Consider the following 16,907-nt stretch of genomic DNA (forward strand, 5'->3'; position numbering starts at 1 on the left):
AATCCCGTCCCCCTGGAGCAATAATGAGTGCTTTCAATATGAAATACCTGTGCTTAGCATATCAAACGTAAAATTTTGTACCCGATCCATGGCAGTTTGTCAAGCTATTTCGGGTCTTTTTACCACTTTTGGGATATCCTGTCGCCCTATAGACGATAAATGACTAAAAAATATCGTCCGAAACAAGTTTGTATTTCCTGACTTTATAGGCCACCTGCCGTGGGGTGATCCCAAGATAACGGGCCGCCCTGGCCTGAACCCAGCCGCATCGCTCCAGGGCATTTTTGAGGGCCTCTCTTTCCATCCCCTCCAGGGATTCAGACAGTGAGGGGTTCTCCCGGACGGAACGCGCCAGCCGTCCCGTCCTCCACGTTGCAGGAGTGACCTGACGAATATCATTAAAGTAGGTGGCAATGGCCGTCGGAATGGTCTTGAGGGAGACCCAGTCCTCTCTGGCGAGAACAACGAGCCGCTCGACACTGTTTTCCAGCTCCCTGACATTCCCCGGCCAGTCATACCGGGTCAGAAGGCGGATCAGTTCCGCCTTCAGTTGAACCTTCTTGTTGTTTTCCTCGTTGAATTTATCGAGAAAATGTTCAATCAGTAGCGGGATATCCTCTCTTCTCTCGCGAAGCGGCGGAAGCTGAACCGGTACGACATTGAGCCGATAATAGAGATCCTGCCGGAAGGTTCCTTCCATCACAGCCATCTCCAGATCCCGGTGCGTGGCGGCGATGGTTCGAACATCAACCTTCACGTTCTCGATGCCGCCGACACGCTCGAACTCCATCTCCTGAAGGACACGAAGCAGCTTCACCTGAACCGAGGGCGGAAGATCGCCGATCTCATCAAGAAAGATGGTCCCCCTGTCAGCCAGCTCGAAGCGTCCCTTCCTTTTCTGGACCGCGCCGGTAAAGGCCCCCTTTTCATGACCGAAAAGTTCGCTCTCGATCAGGGTTTCAGAGAGCGCCGCGCAACTGACCCGGATAAAGGGCTTGTCCGCACGTGGACTGCTCTGATGAATCAGCTTTGCGATGCGTTCCTTCCCCGTGCCGCTTTCTCCCCGCAAGAGAACCGTCGCCTTGCTGGGCGCCACTTGGGCGATCTCTTCCAAAACCGCCTTCATAACCGGACTGGAACCGACCAGATCATCCAGACCCGCTTTATCCATCGGCATCGCCCTCTCTCAGAATAAAAAAAACGCCCCACCCTTGAGGATAGATCTTGCAGCCATGATCCATCTTCATATTTACAGGGAATGGGACGTCATCGTCGGACACGACATCGTGTCGGGTTGAGAGTACTTGGTTCAGAAAGACCTGTCAAGCGCGAGAACCGCACCGCGCAAGAGCAATACCCTTCATTGCAATCCCGGCTTGATTCTCTTATAATTTTTCTGCCCACAATAAATACCGTAACGACCGCGCCTGTCCGGGATGCCAATGATGAAATATCTTGTTCTTTCAGGAAACCCTTTATCCTTTTCCGATTTTTACGAGGTGGTCTTCAAGCACCGCCCCCTTCGCCTAGCCCGCCCCGCAGTCTCATTGATGAAACGCTCACGCCGGGTGGTGGAGAAGACGCTTGCCCGTCATGAGGTTGTTTATGGTGTCACCACCGGATTCGGGAAGCTGGCCGACCAGAGAATATCCGAAGCTGAAATCGTACAGCTCCAGGTCAATCTGGTTCGGAGCCACGCCTGCGGATTCGGCCCTCTCCTTTCTGTAGCACAGACACGCGGAATGATGCTCCTGAGGGCCCAGGTACTGGTACAGGGTTATTCCGGCGTCCGCCCTGTTATTGTCGAGCGTCTCATTCAGATGCTCAACCAATCCCTTCACCCGGTTATCCCGAGCCGGGGATCGGTCGGGGCGTGCGGCGATCTTATTCCGCTGGCTCACCTGGCCCTGCCCCTGATCGGGGAAGGGGAGGCCTTTTTTGAGGGGAAGCGCCTGTCTGGAAAGACGGCCTTGAGACGGGCCGGGATCTCTCCCCTTGTTCTGGAGGCAAAGGAGGGGATCTCCCTGGTAAATGGGACGCAGGGGGCGTTGAGCCTTGGCCTTCTTTCGCTTTTATCCGCTGAGCGGCTGATGGAGACCGCCGATGTGGCCGGCGCCATGTCGCTGGAGGCCTTGATGGGAACACCGACGGCCTTTGACCCGAAGATCCAGGCGCTACGCCCCTATGCCGGACAGAAAAAGGTCGCGGCTAATATTCGAAGACTTCTGGCGCACAGCGAAATCCGTGACTCCCATATCGCGTGCAGCCGGGTACAGGACCCCTACTCGATCCGCTGCATCCCTCAGGTACATGGCGCAGTGCGTGATGCCGTCAATACGGTCCGGCAGACCTTGTCGATTGAGATGAACAGCGTGACCGACAACCCGATTGTCTTTCCGGAAGAAGGGCAGATTATCCCGGGAGGAAACTTCCATGGCCATCCAATTGCCTTAGGCCTCGACTTCCTGGCCATCGCAATGACGCATCTGGGGGTCATCTCTGAACGGCGGATTGCGCAGTTGATCGATCCGGACTGCATCGACCTCCCCCCCTTTCTGACGCGGCATCCGGGACTTCACTCCGGCCTGATGATGCCCCAGGTTGCCGCCGCGGCGCTGGCCTCGGAATGCAAGCTCCTGGCCCATCCCGCTTCGGTCGATTCGATTCCAACGTCAGTCAATCAGGAAGACTATGTCAGCATGGCGATGGGATCGGCCCTCAAGCTGAACCAGATTCTCTCCAATGTTGAAGGGATCCTGGCCATCGAGCTTTTCGCCGCGGCAGAAGGGGTGGGCTTCCACGCCCCCCTGAAACCGGGCCGGGGCGTCGCAGAAGTGATCCGGACACTTCGTTCCAGGATTCCGCCGCTTCTGGAGGATCGTTCACTCAGTCGAGAACTGGGAGTAATCTGCGGGATGATTCGGGATGGGGTCTTCTGTCAAAACGTCGGGGCACCTAAAAAAACCGGCGCAAAAAGAAGAGGTTTGCAATAATCAGGGCGGAAAAGAGGACCATAGAGATAATCATATAGGTCGTTATCCGAACCCGCCGCCATTTTGTGATGAGTTTAGAAAGCCGTCCCAACATCCCACCTCATGTAACGGTTCGGGTCACCCTTCTTTCTTCGAGAGACGCGCCAGTTCATCGTAAAGAGGCTTGGCCTCGTCCGAGATCTTTTCCGGCAGTTTAATCTGCAGGCGGACCAGGAGATCCCCGTTCTTTCCCGTGCGTGAACTTAAGCCTTTTTCCCGCAACCGGAAGGGTTGTCCCCCCTGGCTTCCCGGAGGGATCTTCAGGATCACATCGCCATGCAATGTCGTAATCTTCACACTTGATCCCAGCGCGGCCTCCCAGGGCATTACATCGAGCGTCATTTCGAGGCGGTCATCGGAAACGGTAAAAACCGCGTGGGGCCGGTATTTGATCCGGATGAAAAGGTCTCCCGGAGGCCCGCCGCCTTCCCCCGGATTTCCCTGTCCGGCCAGCCGGATCTTGTCCCCGGCCCGAACCCCTTCCGGGATGGTGACGGTGAGATCTTTTCCGCCAATGATGTTCCCCCGGCCGGCACAACGCCTGCAGACCGTTCTTCCCTCATGTCCCCGGCCACCACAGTCAGGACAGGGAAACTGTCTCTGTGTTTTATGGTGTTTCCGGGTTCCATGATTGGCCTCTTCCAGCGTCAACGCCATATCCGATACGATGTTCTCGCCGCGCCGGACCGGGCGGGCGGCCGTCCTTGCAGAGGGATGCGACTCTCCGCCGAAGATGGATTCAAAGAAATCCGAAAAACCGCTGAGGCCCTCCCCTTCAAAATGAAGCCCGGAAGACCCGGCACCGCCGCCCCGGGATTGAAAGGGCATCCCCTCCCGCCATTGCGATCCCAGACGATTGTATTTAGCCCTTTTTTTGGCATTTCCCAGAACTTCATAGGCCTCATTGATCTCTTTAAACCGGGCTTCAGCCTCCTTCTTTCCCTTCCCGGTGTTGAGATCGGGATGGGTAAGCCGGGCCAGCGTTCGGAAGGCCTCCTTGATCTCTTTCTCCGAAGCATCCCGTGAAACACCAAGAACTTCATAATAATCTTTAAACCGGACTGCCATGACGCTGACACCCTCCAGGAATTAATCGATACAAACCGTTACACCGGATATTATCACTTCATTGCCGGGAAGGGAAGATCCTGTCCCAAGGTCCAATATCAGAGGTTCCCTGAGTCAAGTCTGTGAACCGTCGAGGGGATCTTCGCTAAAATCTCCGCTCAGAGATTCCTTCACGGAGGAGACAGTTTCGGCGGTATGATTCCGAAGGGTCCGGCTGATTCGCAGTCCGGCACACATGACGATCGATCCGAAAACAATGTAAAAGGGGGAGAGATAGAGGAGAAACGCGGTGCCGGTTCCCGGACTCGCGTTCAACGATAAATAAAAGCGGTAACTCCAGATCATCAGGAGGATGGAGCCAGAACGGATCAAAGTGATGGCGACTCTTTTGTTCAACGCTTTCTTTCGCAGACCCACGCGAAGGATCGATGACGCAATCCACAATGACAGGAGGGTCACCATCAAATGCGGGGCAAACTTCGGATCTTCCGCGTGGGAACGAAGCACCCGATAAAAACGGATACTCCCGACCGAAAGGAGAACCCATCCCGATACGGTCAAAAACCTGCTGAGCCTGGAAGACATGTCTCACCCTGAAAAAAGAGCATTATATCATTCCTGCTCTTTCCCCGGCAAGGCACGCGCAATTCTGATGACTTTGTGAGTTTTTCGAGCCTCCGGCAGGACAGACCCTCTTGACATTCAAATTTGCCATCAAGTATACTTTAATAAGCATATGAAGTATATACTCTATGAGAATAGTTGATCTTTCTAGAGTGAAAAAGAAATCACAAGAGAACCAGGATGCCTGACATGAGGAGGAAATGAGATGGAAAAAATATCCCCGGATAAAGTGGGTGAACGGATCAGGGCTGTACGCGGGAAACGAACGCAGACTGAATTTGCAAAAATCCTCGGAGTAAAAAAACAAAACTATATCAGCCGCTATGAGCGAGGCCGGATTCCCTCCCCGGATCTTCTCGTCCGTGTCGCCTCCCTGGGACGGATCAGCACCGACTGGCTCTTGACCGGCAGAAAAGGGGGACCCAAAGCAGTCCTGCTTTTGAAACAGTTACGAAGCCTCAGAAAAACCCAACGCGGAAAAAAATAAATAGATGTAACCCTATTCAGCATGTGCGAATATGGCTTCAGGGCAAGGCGCGAGATGCGCAGAACCGTAGTATATCGAAAGGAAGCCGTGTGATTAAAAGTACCTCATCCATCTGGATGGATGGAAAGCTGGTCCCCTGGGAAGAAGCAAAGGTCCATGTCTTGACCCACACCCTGCACTATGGCCTCGGGGTCTTTGAAGGCATCCGGTGTTATAAAGGGGATGCAGGAACCGCCATTTTTCGCTTGCAGGAACATGCCGCACGTCTTTTAAGGTCGGCCCATGTTGTCCAGATGAAAATCCCTTTTTCTCAAAAAGAGATTGAAGATGCGGTGATCGAGACGGTTCGGAAGAACCGCCTGGAGGAAGGCTATATCCGGCCGCTGGCCTTTATTGGATATGGGGAAATGGGCCTCTACGCCAAAGACGCACCCATCCATCTCTCTATTGCCGTCTGGCCCTGGGGAACCTATCTGGGGGATGAAGGACTCAAACGGGGTATTCGCGTAAGCGTTTCCTCTTTCACTCGGCACCATGTCAACATCAGCCTGACACGCGCAAAGGTCACCGGCTACTATGTCAACTCTCAATTGGCAAAACGAGAGGCAAAAGAGGCCGGGTTTGATGAGGCCGTCCTGCTGGATACGGACGGCTATGTGACGGAAGGTCCCGGCGAAAACATTTTTATTGTCCAGAATGGCACCTTGAGAACCACCCCGATGACCTCGTCCATTCTGGAGGGGATTACACGGGAGACGATCCTCCAACTGGCCCGGGAACGGGATATAAAAATCACGGAGGGTCGCTTTACACGGGACGATCTTTACCTGGCCGACGAGGCCTTTTTTACCGGTACTGCAGCCGAAGTTACTCCCATCCGGGAGGTCGATGGCCGAACCATCGGAACCGGAAAACCGGGATCGGTGACGCTAGCACTCCAGACCGCCTTCTTTGATATTGTTCGTGGTAAGTCAGACGAACATCCGGAATGGCTCACCTCTGTGTAAGGGCTCAGTACGCCCATCTTTCACGCCTTGGCTGTGTTGCTGCGGTGCTCGAATCCTCACGTATAAGACTACGCTCCGGTTCTGCGCCCCTCGCGCCTTGCCCTGAGGTAAAATATGAACGATCTGAGCCCTTTCACCCTTTCCCACTTTAACCATTTGGAAATAAGAATAAACCTTCACCTGTGTTTTTTCAAGCCCTTCTGCGAGCAGAAGGGCTTGACGGCGCAGCGGCTGCAGAAGGGGGAGATCGGGGTGCAGATATACTGGCCAAAGGGGACAAGGATGTCGTTGTAGTGAATCCAGTATTTTCCGGGGAGTTTCTCTCTTAAGGCCGTTTCGCTCTCCTCCGGGCTTGAGGTCCGGATAAATCCAAGCCGGTTGGAGATGCGGTGGACATGGGTATCCACACAAATTCCCGCTTTGTTAAAGGCCACGGTGATGACGAGGTTGGCCGTCTTTCTCCCCACTCCCGGCAACTTGAGCAGGGCTTCCAACTGATCCGGAACCTTTCCCCCGTATTCATCCTCCAGTATCTGGCAAATCGCGAGAATATGGCGCGACTTGTTTCGATAAAAAGAGACGGGATAAATCGCCTTCTCAATTTTCTCCTGCCTGAGTTTCATCATGGCAGAAGGGGTCTCGGCCAACAGATACAGTCGTGCAGAAGCGGTTGCCGTTGTTTCGTCGCGCGTGCGCAGGCTGAGCAGGCAGGAGATCAAAACCTTGAAGGGGTTCCGGGTCTCTTCCGCAATGATGCCAAGGACAGGCACTTTCAGTCGCCCGGCTTCCTCCTGCAAAATGACCATGATTTTGTCGATCTCAACACGGGACCTCATTTGAGACTCCGAAGCATTTCCAATACGGACTGCATGTCGGGCGGGATGGGGGCGGAGAAGTTCATCTCTTCCCGGGAGACCGGATGAACAAATCCAAGCAAAGCGGCATGGAGCATCTGCCGTTCACAGGGGACCCCGCATTTTCCGGCCTGTTTTCCCCCGTAGACCTTGTCACCAAGGACGGGATGGCCGAGATGGGCCATGTGAACCCGGATCTGATGGGTCCGGCCCGTTTGGGGGATAAGTTCCAGAAGGGTCGCCTCCTTGAGCCTTTCCCGAACGATGAAACCTGTTTCCGACGCGCGCGGATGCGCGGTCCGGGCTGAGATCTTCTTGCGGTCAGCGCGGTCCCGCCCTATGGCAAGAATAATCCGGCCCTCTTTCTTCCGGATGATTCCGCTGACCAGGGCAAGATAACACCGGGCAATGCTATGGTCTTTAAACTGCTTCGACAACCGCTGGTGGGCAAGGTCTGTCTTTGCCACCACCATCACGCCGGAGGTGTCCTTATCCAGTCGGTGGACAATGCCGGGCCGCTCTCGTCCTCCGATCCCAGGAAGATCACGGCAATGATGGAGCAGGGCGTGAACCAGTGTCCCCTGGTCATGACCGGGCGCCGGATGGACCACCATACCCGCCGGTTTATTCACAATCAGGAGGGAGTCATCTTCATAAAGTAGATCGAGCGGAATTTCTTCCGGGATCAGTTCAAGCGGCTCCGGAGGTGGGATGCAGATCTCGATCTGGTCCCCCTCCCTGACGCGAAAACTCGCCTTGGTCGGGGCGCCGTTAAGCCGAATCAGACCTTCGGAAATCAGCTTCTGGATACGAGCCCGAGAAAGCGGGACCCCTCTCTTGATCAGATAAAGGTCAAGCCGGTCTGTACGGCTGTGGGATGAAACCAGGAGCGGGGAGGGAGGGAAGGAAGACATGCGGGCTAGTCCCCTCGGCGGGTTTCAGGCGCTTGGTCTGCAACCCCATCCTTATGGAAATAAACATGAAATAACAGGAGGGAAATACCAACGGTGATAGCGGAATCGGCAACATTAAATGCCGGCCAATGGCTTTGACCAATATAGAAGTCAAGAAAGTCGATGACCTCACCCAGGCGGAAGCGGTCGATCATATTCCCGACGGCTCCGCCGAACAAGAGGGAAATGGCGACCAGGCCAAGAGTCTCTTCTTTGGGGGTTTCCCAGAAGAAATAGGCCAGGAGGCAGAGGGCAATGACGGAAACCACCGCAAAAAATACGCTGCGAAAACCCGCGTTGTGTTCCGCGAAGAGACCGAAGGCCGCACCCGGGTTTCGAATATAGGTCAGGGAGAAAAAGCCCTCAATAATCACTTTCGATTCGTGTAGTCGGAAGGCATTGTGAATGTAAAACTTGCTGAGCTGATCACCAAGAACAATGCCCCCCCCGATCAAGGCGGGAAAGAGAAGTTTACCCCGTGTTGATGCCGCTCGCAAGGACAACCTCCGTACAGCGCCGGCACAGGGTGGGATGAACTTCATCCCGACCAACACTTTCCTGATAGGTCCAACACCGTCCACACTTTTCACCCCGCGCCGTCGTTACTTCTATCCGCAAACCCTCCTGATCAACCGTTGTCGAGAGAGTCCACTTCGACCCCCCCTGATCGGCATCCCCGTTTTCCTGCACCGGAGGTTCCTGATCCTGCCAGGGTGAAAGATCCACCTGTGAGACAATGAAGAACGCGGGGAGCATTGTACGCTGCCCCTTGAGAAGATCATAGAGCGCCGGCTTCGCGAAGAGATGCACCCGCGCTTCCAATGGATTCCCGATTTTTTTGTCCTTTCGAGCCTCCTCCAGAACACGCGCGACTTCATCCCGAACCCGAATGAGCCTGCTCCAGTCCTTTTCTTCGTCTCCTGCTTCGATTGTAGAAAGATCCTTCAGCTCCGGAAATTCGGTGAGATGAACACTTGATTCCGTCTTCAAATCTTCCGGAAGATATTGCCAGATCTCATCGGCGGTAAAGGAGAGAATAGGAGCCATCAGACGGACCAGAGCCCGCAGAATTTCCTGCATTACAGCCTGGGCGGCCCTTCTTTCCGGCGAATCTGCCCCGGCGGTATAAAGCCGGTCTTTCAGGATGTCGAGATAGAAGGAGGAGAGATCGACAGAACAGAAATTATTCAAGGCATGAAAGACTATATGAAATTCCGACTCATGATAGGCCCACTGAACTTTTTTGTTGAGGACCTGGAGACGCCTGAGCGCCCAGCGGTCAATGTCCTGAAGATCCGCCTCCGGAAAAGGGGCCGATCCCGGATGATAATCATAGAGATTTCCAAGGAGGAAACGGCAGGTATTCCGGATCTTCCGGTAGGCCTCCGCAAGCTGCGTCAGGATGTCCGGCGAAATGCGGACATCCTCCCTGAAATCGGTCGCCGCCACCCAGAGACGGAGGATTTCCGCTCCGTATTTCTTGATGACCTCTTCCGGAGCGACCACATTCCCGACGGATTTTGACATCTTTTTCCCCGAACCATCGACGGTAAAACCATGCGTTAAGACTGCCTTGTAGGGAGCCGACTTTTGCCTCGGGTCGGCGACCAGTGTTGTTAGCAAGCTGCTCTGGAACCAGCCCCGATGTTGATCCGTCCCTTCAAGATAAAGGTCGGCACGGAGATCCCCTTCCGGAAGCAGCTTTCTGTGTTCCAGTACCGCAATATGGCTGATTCCAGATTCAAACCAGACATCAAGGATGTCATTTTCCTGTTGAAACTCCGATCCGGAACAGTTCGGACAAACGGTTCCGTTGGGGAGAAGGTCGGCCGCCGATTTTGAAAACCAGATATCGCTCCCCTCTTTTTCCATCAGGCCTGCGATATGGTTTGCGATCTCCGGGATCATACTCTCCGGAAGCGATTCTTCACAGCCGAGACAGGTAAAAGCAATAATGGGAACGCCCCAGATTCGCTGCCGTGAGATGCACCAATCGGGACGATTATTGACCATGCCGAGCATGCGGTCATATCCCCAGGACGGGATCCATCCCTTATTGTTATTGATTTCACAAATCGCCTCCACCGCCCGCCCCCGGAGAGATTTTGTAACGTCTTCTCTTTCATCCCCCATCGAGATAAACCACTGTTTGGTGGCGCGGAAAATCACGGGCTTCTTGCACCGCCAGCAATGCGGATAGGAATGTGTGATCGACCCGGCCTTGACCAGGGTGCCGATTTCAGACAAACGGCTGATAATGGCTTCGTTTGCCTTGAGAACTTCCAGCCCTTCCCACTGCTTGATTCCTTGGTCAATTTCGTCGGTAAACCGTCCACGGTGGTCCAGGGGGGCAAAGACCTCCAGACCATTTTCCAGCCCGACCTCGTAATCTTCCTGCCCATGGCCCGGCGCGGTATGGACGCATCCGCTTCCCTGCTCCAAAGTCACATGCGCTCCCGTAATCACTTCTGAAGGCCAGGTTCTACCTGATCCATCTTCCAGAAAAGGAGAACAACAGGTAACCCCTCTAAGCTCGCGGCCTTTGTATATTTTTTCTTCAACAGTGTATTCCTGAATTTCAAATTCCTTCATACATTGCGCGACTAAATCTTTTGCAATAATCCAAGTCTGCTCACAATTCTCTCCAACATTCACCCTAACCGCCTGATATTCGAAGTCGGGGTGAAGGCAGACCGCTTGATTCGCAACAAGGGTCCAGGGGGTGGTCGTCCAAATGACAAGAGATACATTTTTCAGCTCTGGACCAAATACCTTTGCAGGATCAGCCACCACCCTGAACTTCACATAGATCGACGGCGAAACATGCTCGGCGTGTTCGACCTCTGCTTCTGCCAGGGCGGTCTCATCATAGGAACACCAGAGTACGGGCTTTTTTGCGCGATAAACCGCCCCGGACGCAACCACCTTGCCGAACTCCCGGACGATGGCCGCCTCATAATCGGCCGTCATCGTCAGATAGGGGTGGTCCCAGTCACCGAATACCCCCAGGCGCTTAAATTCCTCACGCTGGATCTTGACATATTTATCGGCATAGTCCCGGCAGCGCTGTCGAATCTGAACCTTGCTCATCTCCCGTTTTTTCCCGCCGAGGGCCTTAAGCACTTGATGCTCAATCGGGAGGCCATGACAGTCCCAACCCGGAACATAGGGGGCAGCATATCCGCTCATGGTCTTCGCTTTGACAATGATATCTTTTAAGATCTTGTTGAGGGCGTGGCCGATGTGAAGATGCCCGTTGGCATAAGGGGGACCATCGTGAAGGATATATTTCTCTCGATTGACGCGGCTGTTCTGTATCCGGGCATAAAGTTTCTCCTTTTCCCAGTGGGCCAGCGTCGCAACTTCCTTTTGCGTCAGATTAGCCCGCATCGGAAAATTGGTCTTCGGAAGATTAAGTGTATTTTTGTATTTCTTCTTTGTTTCCATAGAGGTAGAGGGGATAGTAGCATCGGGTCCATCGCTTGTCAACGTAGATTCCGGTTACCGATCTGATCCCTTTTCAACCGGGTCTTTTAAAAAGACAAGGGCTTCTTCCCGGTTTGATAGGCGACCGGAGAGCTGTTCTTCCCGGACCCGTGCCAGGGATTTTCCGACCGCCGGTCCGGCGGCAATCTGAAGGGCCTTCATTACGTCGGTTCCACTCAGCAGCGGCCGGGGAATTTTTGCGCGTTCCGCCGTGAGGGCCTGAATCTGCTCAAGCCGCTCCTTTACCTGCTGGTAGTGAAGGAGCTTCGGCGGACCCGAGGCCGGGACAGTGGCCCTCCCGTCGCAGAAGATCAGCTGCATCAATTTCTTGCCGGGCCGCTGTGGGTTGAGGAAGTATTTCTCAAGTGTAGATGCCCGCATCCGATCTATCTCGCCCTGGACCAGGATGAGGTGGTTCCTGATCAGCCATTCGAGCACGTCTATGTCGACGTAATATCCGCTCCCTCTCGGCATGGAGGATAGTTTCAAGCGCAGCACAATCTCCCGTGCCATTCGGGCGCCGATGCGGTCGTGGTTGTTAAAACGAATCCGGTCGGTCCCATCCTTTTCCGGGGTCTGGATGCTCACTGGTTTTGCAATATCGTGAAAGAGGACGGCCAGAACAGTCTCGGCGTCACAATCACGACCGAATTCTTCCCGGAAGGGCTGAGACTCCAACTGTGAAAGGGCCAGGCGCGTGTGGGTCCAGACATCTCCCTCGGAATGAAAGCTTTTCGGCTGGGGGCATCCTTTCATGGGAAGAAGTTCCGGAATCAATACCTGAAAAGCCCCGCTCTGATCCCAGAGATCGAAGCCGCGTACCGGGTCCGCCACCATCGCCTTGAGAAATTCCTTCGCGATAGTCTCACGGGGGACGACAAAAGATTCCTCCGCATCTTTTGTATTTAATTGCTCAATGCAATGTCTCAGGGTCGTCCAGCTCTTCTTTTCGAGAGCAAAACCAAGCTGACAGGAAAAACGGAGGCCGCGTAGGAGGCGGGAGCTGTCCTCTTTAAACCTAAGCAACGGATCGCCGACGGCACGCAAAAGACCATCCTTAAGGTCGCACAGGCCGCCGAAGGGATCAATCAGATACCCGTTCTTCAGATCGACCGCCATGGCGTTGATTGTGAAATCGCGCCGTTGAAGGTCTTCCTCTACCGAGAGTGCGGGATCGGTCTTCACCTCAAAGTCTTTGTAGCCGCCGCCCTGGGACCCGGCCCGGGAAAAGGATTCCTCCGTTCGGGGCAGGGCCACGTCGATTGCCTCTCTCAGCGGTTCCTGATCAGGCAATCCCCTTGGGTAAAACTTATAAACCCCAAAGTTTTTACCTACCCAACTGACCTCTCCATGGACTTTTAGAAATGCACGCAGGGCGGATCCAGCAACATGACGGACCAGAAAATCATAATCGTTAGTTTTGCGATTCAGCAGGAGATCACGAACCGCCCCGCCAACGAGATAGATCTCTCCCTTGGGAAATGCTTCTTCAAGTGCGGGAAGGAAAGGAAACCGGGACTGAAGATCAGCAACCTGATCCCTGAGATTTTCAACTGAAACCATCATTTACTCACTATAAGTTTTACCTTGGCTTTCCGCAATAGCAGATTTCGGATCTGCCCCAGAAACCGGGTCGAGATAACGCCTTTCAATTCAAAAAACATCTGTGATATAATCCGCCCACTTTCTTGATGGTGGGTGTAGCTCAATGGTAGAGCACTGGTCTGTGGCTCCAGCGGTTGAGGGTTCGAATCCCTTCACTCACCCCAGCGCAAGCCGTTTCATCCAATACCACTCCGAGGTAGGTTCTGATGGATGAAATTGTGGTCTTTGTCACAACCCCGACAAGAGAAGAAGCGGAAAGAATCGGGCGGATCATGGTCGAAGAGAAACTGGCGGCCTGCGCGAATATTCTCCCTTCTGTGACCTCGTTTTTTTCATGGAAAGGAAAGATCTGCCGCGAGGAGGAGACACTGATCCTCCTGAAAAGCCGCGCCGCCCTTTTTGATAAACTCTCCGAAGCGGTGAAACAACATCACAGCTATGCTGTTCCTGAGATTATTTCCCTGCCAATATCCGCCGGCTCGGCCGATTATCTAAAGTGGGTTCGAGAGAGTACCCCTCTGGAAAAAGAATGACGGCCCCGGTTATGGGAGAATCAAAGCGCTTGCTTTCTCCTCATAAAAGATCCTCCTCCAAAAGACGGGAAATACTGGAGATTTATAAGCGGCTCTATGCCCACTTCGGCCCCCAATATTGGTGGCCGGCCGAAACCCCCTTCGAGGTCATGATCGGGGCCATTTTGACACAAAATACCTCCTGGAAAAATGTTGAGAAGGCCCTTTCCAAATTAAAAGAGAAAGACCTCCTTCACTCGGAAGCCCTGCATCGCCTCCCTGAAAAGACGCTCGCCCTTCTCATCCGATCAAGCGGTTATTTTAACCTTAAAGCACGGCGTATCAAGGCCTTGATGGCCTTTATTTTCGAGAAATACGGGGGCTCCATCGATAGGATGTTGTCAGAAAAATGGGAGGTCTTAAGGGATGGACTCCTTTCTGTCAAGGGGATCGGCCCCGAGACAGCCGACTCCATCCTGCTTTACGCGGGGAACGCTCCTATTTTCGTCATAGATGCCTATACCCGAAGGATATTCGAACGACACAGCCATATTGCTCCTGGCGATGATTACCACAAGATCCAGGACTACTTCATGAAGGAACTCCGGGACAGAACGGACCTGTACAACGAATATCACGCCCTGATCGTCATGACCGGGAAGTTTTTCTGTAAGAAAGTGGCGGCCTGTTCCGCCTGTCCCTTGAATGGCCTGCTTGAGGACAAAGTAGCAGTAAATCACTTTCCCAAGATCTAATCGCCACTCCTGGAGAACACATCTCTCCTTGACTTTTCTCCCTGATTTGCTATGATCTTGGTCGATCATTTGATGTTATTAAAGTATTTTTGGAAACCCCGAATAAAACGGGTCAATGATGGCTGATATGTCGCTCTCCCCCGAAATTATCAAGCTGATGGATAAGATCGCCGAGAACCCGAATTCCCGGCTTTTTGTCCCATTGGCTGAAGAATACCTAAATAGCGATCTGACGGATGAAGCAATCCATGTCCTGAACGACGGAATTAAAAAACACCCCACTTATGTGGCCGCCCGGATTATGCTCGGGAAGATTTACATGAGTAAAAATCACATTACCGAGGCAAAATCTGAATTTGAGCGGGTCATCGAAATCAATCCGGAAAATATCCTTGCACACAAAAGACTGGCGGTCATTTATCAAAACGAGGGCGAACCGCAACGCGCCGTCGATGCCTACAGGCAGATCCTGGCCGTTGATCCTTCCGATAAAGAGTCAAAAACCCTCCTGAGCACCCTTGAAAAAGAGATCCCTTCACCCATTTCTCCGGAAGCCCCTGGACCAGACTCTGCAGGTGAAAGTACTTTTGAGATTCAGAAGTCCCCCTCGCTGGCGACTTCTGAGGAGGTGTTTGTTGGAAACGAGGATGTATTCTCACCCGATGCAGATACGGGCGTTGAACTGGAAAAAGAAGACCTCGAAGAACAATGGCAACCAGAGCCCATCTCGCAAGACGATGAAGGTCGAATCGGAGACCCTCTGGAGCCCTCTTCCCCCGGCCCGGACCCCCTTCCGGAAATGGACGGACAGGAAACACCCGCAACAAATTCACTGGGCGCACTTTATATCGACCAGGGATGCTACCAGGAAGCGGTAGATACTTACAAAGAATGCCTCGAACGCGACCCAACAGATGAAGAAAGCAAGGAGGGTCTTGAAAAAGCACTTCATATGGTATCTGGAGAAGCCTCTGGTGACCCGGTTCCCTCTTCCGATTTGACTACTGATGCGGAAGAGAAGACTTCTCAAACGGGTCAAATCACGCACTTACAATTATGGCTGGACGCCATCCAGAAGAAGAGAAAAGGAATACGAAGATGAGCTTTAGTGAACATTTGAAAGGAATCGCGGATGGCCTCGATGACCTGTTGGGAGTTGCCCTCGCAGATATGGATGGAATTATTGTTGAGGAGTATACTGTCGATGCGACTCTCGATATGGCCGTGCTCGTCGCTGAATACAGCCCTTTGTGGAATACTGCTGAAAAAGCAGGATCTTCTATCAACCTCGACCCCCCTGATGAGATGCACCTTCTACATGATCAAACAGCCGTGATTGCCAGGAAGATCAATCCGGACTACTTTCTGATCATGGGTCTGAAATCTAAAAAAGGGATAGGGAAAGGCCGTTTCCTCGTAACCCTTGCGGCGGCAGCCATCGAAGAGGAGTTGTAAGCATGGTCCGTATCCTGGTACTGCATGGGCCAAACTTGAACTTACTGGGCAAGCGAGAGACAGAACGATATGGCCTTGTTTCTCTTGAGGAGATCAACAAACAACTGATGGCTCTGGCCAAAGCCCAGGGGGTCACTCTTAAGACCTATCAATCGAATTCCGAAGGGGCTCTGGTTGATCGCATTCAAGACGCCGCAGGAAAATTTGATGCCATCGTCATCAACCCGGCAGCCTACACCCACACCAGCATTGCTATTCGGGATGCAATTCTTGCAGTCGAGATCCCAACCGTAGAGGTCCATTTATCCAACATCCATGACCGGGAGGATTTTAGGCTTACCTCATTTATTGCCGATGTTGCCATTGGTCAGATCTCAGGGTTTGGCCCTCAAAGCTATCTCCTCGGGGTGTTGGGGGCGATTAGTCATCTTCAGGGAGGCGAAAAACTCACCTCCCCCCACGCCGTTGCAACAGGATAGGACAAAGTGCTCGGGACAAGTGATTTCAGGGGAGGACTCAAGCTGGAACTCGACGGAGATCCTTACATGATCGTCGAGTGTCAGCATGTGAAGCCGGGCAAAGGAGGCGCCTTCGTTCGAACCAAATTAAAAAATTTAAAGACGGGAAATCTTCTCGAAAAGACCTTTCGGCCAGGTGAGAAATTTAACGCGCCCGATCTCGTCGAACGAGAGATGCAGTTTTTGTATCAGCAAGGAGACGAATATCACTTCATGGATAGCGAGACCTACGAGCAGCTTTTCCTCGTTCCTGCGCAGTTGGGGTCTTCTAAAGATTTTCTCAAAGAAAACATGATTGCCAAGATCTTATTTTATCGCGGAAAGCCGATGAGTGTTGAACTTCCCGTATTTGTAGAGCTCAGAATTGTCGAGACAGAACCAGGCGTCCGTGGTGATACTGCAACGGGGGGAACAAAACTGGCGAAACTGGAATCAGGCGGCACGGTGAAAGTCCCCTTATTTATGGAGGAAGGAACCCTCGTTAAAGTCGATACGCGTACAGGAAGTTATATTGAACGTGTAAAGTAGGTGTAACGATACAGATAGGGAAC

At 53.0% G+C, this 16,907-nt stretch carries 17 protein-coding genes and 1 tRNA gene; 10 read left to right on the forward strand and 8 right to left on the reverse strand.

The annotated features are described in order from the left end of the window. Positions 1–163: 163 nt before the first annotated feature. Complete coding sequence (locus EYQ01_05795) at positions 164–1,171, reverse strand: AAA family ATPase (protein ID HIE65313.1); 1,008 nt, start codon at positions 1,169–1,171, stop codon at positions 164–166. A gap of 274 nt (positions 1,172–1,445) precedes the next feature. Here EYQ01_05795 and hutH point away from each other — a divergent pair, with 274 nt between their 5' ends. Next, positions 1,446–2,993 carry a histidine ammonia-lyase gene (gene hutH, locus EYQ01_05800; GenBank protein ID HIE65314.1) on the forward strand — a complete coding sequence of 516 codons (1,548 nt, stop codon included), beginning with the start codon at positions 1,446–1,448 and terminating at the stop codon, positions 2,991–2,993. A gap of 117 nt (positions 2,994–3,110) precedes the next feature. Here hutH and EYQ01_05805 read toward each other — a convergent pair whose 3' ends face one another. Next, positions 3,111–4,100: a J domain-containing protein gene (locus EYQ01_05805; protein ID HIE65315.1), complete on the reverse strand. Its 990-nt coding sequence runs from the start codon at positions 4,098–4,100 to the stop codon at positions 3,111–3,113. Between the two features lie 114 nt (positions 4,101–4,214). Beyond that, positions 4,215–4,685: a hypothetical protein gene (locus EYQ01_05810; protein HIE65316.1), complete on the reverse strand. Its 471-nt coding sequence runs from the start codon at positions 4,683–4,685 to the stop codon at positions 4,215–4,217. A 244-nt stretch (positions 4,686–4,929) separates the two neighbouring features. Here EYQ01_05810 and EYQ01_05815 point away from each other — a divergent pair, with 244 nt between their 5' ends. After that, entirely contained in the window at positions 4,930–5,211 is a 282-nt protein-coding gene (locus EYQ01_05815) for an XRE family transcriptional regulator (protein ID HIE65317.1), read from the forward strand. A gap of 89 nt (positions 5,212–5,300) precedes the next feature. Continuing rightward, positions 5,301–6,218, forward strand: a complete 918-nt coding sequence (locus tag EYQ01_05820) for a branched-chain amino acid transaminase (GenBank protein ID HIE65318.1) — start codon at positions 5,301–5,303, stop codon at positions 6,216–6,218. Positions 6,219–6,394: 176 nt separating this feature from the next. On the opposite strand, the gene EYQ01_05825 is transcribed toward EYQ01_05820, so the two are convergent. From EYQ01_05825 to EYQ01_05845, 5 genes are read right to left on the reverse strand one after another with little or no spacing between them, the layout of a single operon-like run. After that, positions 6,395–7,054, reverse strand: coding sequence for an endonuclease III (locus EYQ01_05825; protein HIE65319.1), 660 nt, complete (start codon positions 7,052–7,054; stop codon positions 6,395–6,397). Beyond that, a complete protein-coding gene (locus tag EYQ01_05830) occupies positions 7,051–7,986 on the reverse strand; it encodes an RluA family pseudouridine synthase (protein ID HIE65320.1) in 936 nt (311 codons plus the stop codon). The genes EYQ01_05825 and EYQ01_05830 overlap by 4 nt, the downstream gene beginning before the upstream one ends. Positions 7,987–7,991: 5 nt before the next feature. After that, positions 7,992–8,567 (reverse strand): signal peptidase II, encoded by a 576-nt coding sequence (lspA, locus tag EYQ01_05835; GenBank protein ID HIE65321.1) that lies wholly within the window; start codon positions 8,565–8,567, stop codon positions 7,992–7,994. Beyond that, positions 8,497–11,472 (reverse strand): isoleucine--tRNA ligase, encoded by a 2,976-nt coding sequence (ileS, locus tag EYQ01_05840; protein ID HIE65322.1) that lies wholly within the window; start codon positions 11,470–11,472, stop codon positions 8,497–8,499. The genes lspA and ileS overlap by 71 nt, the downstream gene beginning before the upstream one ends. Positions 11,473–11,526: 54 nt before the next feature. Further along, positions 11,527–13,077 carry a CCA tRNA nucleotidyltransferase gene (locus EYQ01_05845; GenBank protein HIE65323.1) on the reverse strand — a complete coding sequence of 517 codons (1,551 nt, stop codon included), beginning with the start codon at positions 13,075–13,077 and terminating at the stop codon, positions 11,527–11,529. 128 nt (positions 13,078–13,205) lie between these two features. Here EYQ01_05845 and EYQ01_05850 point away from each other — a divergent pair. The 7 genes from EYQ01_05850 (at position 13,206) to efp (ending at position 16,884) form a co-directional block, all read left to right on the forward strand. Then, positions 13,206–13,280 (forward strand) — tRNA-His (locus tag EYQ01_05850). Positions 13,281–13,322: 42 nt separating this feature from the next. Continuing rightward, positions 13,323–13,649, forward strand: a complete 327-nt coding sequence (locus tag EYQ01_05855; GenBank protein HIE65324.1) for a divalent-cation tolerance protein CutA — start codon at positions 13,323–13,325, stop codon at positions 13,647–13,649. An 11-nt stretch (positions 13,650–13,660) separates the two neighbouring features. Beyond that, entirely contained in the window at positions 13,661–14,383 is a 723-nt protein-coding gene (locus tag EYQ01_05860; GenBank protein ID HIE65325.1) for an endonuclease III domain-containing protein, read from the forward strand. Positions 14,384–14,498: 115 nt separating this feature from the next. Then, a complete protein-coding gene (locus tag EYQ01_05865; protein HIE65326.1) occupies positions 14,499–15,485 on the forward strand; it encodes a tetratricopeptide repeat protein in 987 nt (328 codons plus the stop codon). Beyond that, entirely contained in the window at positions 15,482–15,838 is a 357-nt protein-coding gene (locus EYQ01_05870) for a hypothetical protein (protein HIE65327.1), read from the forward strand. Before EYQ01_05865 ends, EYQ01_05870 begins: the two co-directional genes overlap by 4 nt. A gap of 2 nt (positions 15,839–15,840) precedes the next feature. Then, the gene (aroQ, locus tag EYQ01_05875) at positions 15,841–16,317 is read left to right on the forward strand and encodes a type II 3-dehydroquinate dehydratase (GenBank protein HIE65328.1); all 477 of its coding nucleotides are present in this window, start codon (positions 15,841–15,843) and stop codon (positions 16,315–16,317) included. A 6-nt stretch (positions 16,318–16,323) separates the two neighbouring features. Continuing rightward, positions 16,324–16,884 carry an elongation factor P gene (efp, locus tag EYQ01_05880; protein ID HIE65329.1) on the forward strand — a complete coding sequence of 187 codons (561 nt, stop codon included), beginning with the start codon at positions 16,324–16,326 and terminating at the stop codon, positions 16,882–16,884. Positions 16,885–16,907 lie beyond the last annotated feature (23 nt).

The sequence above is a fragment of the Candidatus Manganitrophaceae bacterium genome (assembly GCA_012960925.1).
Classification (GTDB): domain Bacteria; phylum Nitrospirota; class Nitrospiria; order SBBL01; family JAADHI01; genus DUAG01.

What these genes read in the sequence shown, in the direction of transcription:
- EYQ01_05795 (HIE65313.1), bottom strand. Translation starts at nt 1,171, where the DNA reads ATGGATAAAGCGGGTCTGGATGATCTGGTCGGTTCCAGTCCGGTTATG.
- hutH (HIE65314.1), top strand. Translation starts at nt 1,446, where the DNA reads ATGAAATATCTTGTTCTTTCAGGAAACCCTTTATCCTTTTCCGATTTT.
- EYQ01_05805 (HIE65315.1), bottom strand. Translation starts at nt 4,100, where the DNA reads ATGGCAGTCCGGTTTAAAGATTATTATGAAGTTCTTGGTGTTTCACGG.
- EYQ01_05810 (HIE65316.1), bottom strand. Translation starts at nt 4,685, where the DNA reads ATGTCTTCCAGGCTCAGCAGGTTTTTGACCGTATCGGGATGGGTTCTC.
- EYQ01_05815 (HIE65317.1), top strand. Translation starts at nt 4,930, where the DNA reads ATGGAAAAAATATCCCCGGATAAAGTGGGTGAACGGATCAGGGCTGTA.
- EYQ01_05825 (HIE65319.1), bottom strand. Translation starts at nt 7,054, where the DNA reads ATGAGGTCCCGTGTTGAGATCGACAAAATCATGGTCATTTTGCAGGAG.
- EYQ01_05830 (HIE65320.1), bottom strand. Translation starts at nt 7,986, where the DNA reads ATGTCTTCCTTCCCTCCCTCCCCGCTCCTGGTTTCATCCCACAGCCGT.
- lspA (HIE65321.1), bottom strand. Translation starts at nt 8,567, where the DNA reads ATGAAGTTCATCCCACCCTGTGCCGGCGCTGTACGGAGGTTGTCCTTG.
- ileS (HIE65322.1), bottom strand. Translation starts at nt 11,472, where the DNA reads ATGGAAACAAAGAAGAAATACAAAAATACACTTAATCTTCCGAAGACC.
- EYQ01_05845 (HIE65323.1), bottom strand. Translation starts at nt 13,077, where the DNA reads ATGATGGTTTCAGTTGAAAATCTCAGGGATCAGGTTGCTGATCTTCAG.
- EYQ01_05855 (HIE65324.1), top strand. Translation starts at nt 13,323, where the DNA reads ATGGATGAAATTGTGGTCTTTGTCACAACCCCGACAAGAGAAGAAGCG.
- EYQ01_05860 (HIE65325.1), top strand. Translation starts at nt 13,661, where the DNA reads ATGGGAGAATCAAAGCGCTTGCTTTCTCCTCATAAAAGATCCTCCTCC.
- EYQ01_05865 (HIE65326.1), top strand. Translation starts at nt 14,499, where the DNA reads ATGATGGCTGATATGTCGCTCTCCCCCGAAATTATCAAGCTGATGGAT.
- EYQ01_05870 (HIE65327.1), top strand. Translation starts at nt 15,482, where the DNA reads ATGAGCTTTAGTGAACATTTGAAAGGAATCGCGGATGGCCTCGATGAC.
- aroQ (HIE65328.1), top strand. Translation starts at nt 15,841, where the DNA reads ATGGTCCGTATCCTGGTACTGCATGGGCCAAACTTGAACTTACTGGGC.